The sequence below is a fragment of the Streptomyces sp. KLMMK genome, assembly GCF_036961605.1.
GTDB classification, from domain to species: Bacteria; Actinomycetota; Actinomycetes; order Streptomycetales; family Streptomycetaceae; genus Streptomyces; species Streptomyces telluris.
The window spans coordinates 1-1,284 of the sequence record NZ_JBAMDC010000747.1; the positions used below are offsets into that span (position 1 = coordinate 1).

2 protein-coding genes and 1 pseudogene are annotated in these 1,284 nt (G+C 74.8%); 1 reads left to right on the top strand and 2 read right to left on the bottom strand.

Going from position 1 to position 1,284, the window contains the following annotated elements; all coding sequences use genetic code 11:
- Positions 1-68 precede the first annotated feature (68 nt).
- A complete protein-coding gene (locus V7793_RS37690) occupies positions 69-767 on the bottom strand; it encodes an endonuclease V (protein ID WP_336014255.1) in 699 nt (232 codons plus the stop codon).
- Positions 768-811: 44 nt separating this feature from the next.
- On the opposite strand from V7793_RS37690, the gene V7793_RS37695 reads away from it, so the two are divergent.
- Positions 812-1,111: a YciI family protein gene (locus V7793_RS37695; protein WP_168091660.1), complete on the top strand. Its 300-nt coding sequence runs from the start codon at positions 812-814 to the stop codon at positions 1,109-1,111.
- A gap of 27 nt (positions 1,112-1,138) precedes the next feature.
- On the opposite strand, the pseudogene V7793_RS37700 reads toward V7793_RS37695, so the two are convergent.
- Positions 1,139-1,284, bottom strand: a pseudogene (locus V7793_RS37700) (oxidoreductase); the annotation flags it as partial.

A 1,284-nucleotide genomic window follows, 5' to 3' on the forward strand; every position in this document is an offset into this window, starting at 1 on the left:
CCGGACCGCTCCACGTTGCGGTGGGCGGCGGCCCCGGCCTTACGGCCCGGGCCGGCGCTGACGCTCCGTCACCCCTCCACCAGCCCCTTCAGCGCCCGCCGGCACAGGCCGTCCGCCGCTCTCGTCGTCTCCGGGAGGCGGAAGGCGGGGGCCAGGGCGAGGGTGTGGGCGGTGGCGTTGTCGAGGCCGGTGCGGTGGCCGACGGAGACGAAGACCGGTTTGACGCCGGACTGGGTGCGCAGGGCGCGGCCCACTTCCTCATCGCCGTCGAGGAGGGGCGAGGTGTCGCCGCGGTGCGGGCCGGGGGCGTCGTAGCGGAAGGTGAAGGGATTCTTGGCGACGCCGATCGTCGGCAGGCCGGTCACGACGCCCAGGTGGCTGGCGAGGCCGAAGCGGCGCGGGTGGGCGAGGCCGTAGCCGTCGCAGACCACCAGGCCGGGGGTGACGCCGAGCCGTTCCAGGGCGGCGAGCACCGTGGGGATCTCGCGGAAGGCGAGCAGCCCGGGCACGTACGGGAAGGCGACCCGGCCGGCCGCCGTCGCCTCGTCCACCACGCTCAGGGTGGCGGTGTCCAGGGCCACGGCGGCGGCCACGACGACGTCCCGCTCGTCGTCGTAGGCCACGTCGACGCCGACGGCCACGAGCGGCTCGCCGGGCGGGGGCCCGGGTTCGTCCAGGACGGTGCGGCCCCGCAACTCGTCCTGGAGGGCGGTCGCTTCCGCCTCGGTCGTGGGCCACCCGGGCGGTACGTCGGTTACCTCTGCCATGCGCATAGTGCGGGTCACGCTACCCGGCGGCTAGCCTGGCGATCATGTTCGTACTGGAGCTGACCTACATCGCGCCGATCGAGCGCATCGACGCCGCCCTCGCCGAGCACGTCGCCTGGCTGGACGCGCACTACGCCTCCGGCGTCTTCATCGCCTCCGGCCGGAAGGTGCCCCGGGACGGCGGTGTCATCCTCGCCGTCGGGGAGGACCGGGCGAAGATCGAGGAGATCACGCGGAGCGACCCGTTCACCGTGGCGGGGGTGTGCGAGTACTCCGTCACCGAGTTCATCCCGACGAAGACGGCCCCCGCCCTGGAGTCCTACCGGCAGGAACTGCCCTCCTGACCGCGGCTCGCGCCGCCCCGGGCGCGCCTACCGGGAGGTGAGCCGGGCGAGGCGCCCCTTCTCCCCCGCCGCCCAGCAGCCGCCGTCGCTCGCGCAGTCCACCGTGTCGTAGGAGCCGGTGCCGAAGGCGCGCCAGGTGCGGCCGCCGTCCGTGGTGAGGTCGCTGCCCGCCG

Bases quoted from the DNA above. Each gene is read 5' to 3' on its own strand.
- V7793_RS37690 (WP_336014255.1), bottom strand. From the start codon at position 767: ATGGCAGAGGTAACCGACGTACCGCCCGGGTGGCCCACGACCGAGGCG.
- V7793_RS37695 (WP_168091660.1), top strand. From the start codon at position 812: ATGTTCGTACTGGAGCTGACCTACATCGCGCCGATCGAGCGCATCGAC.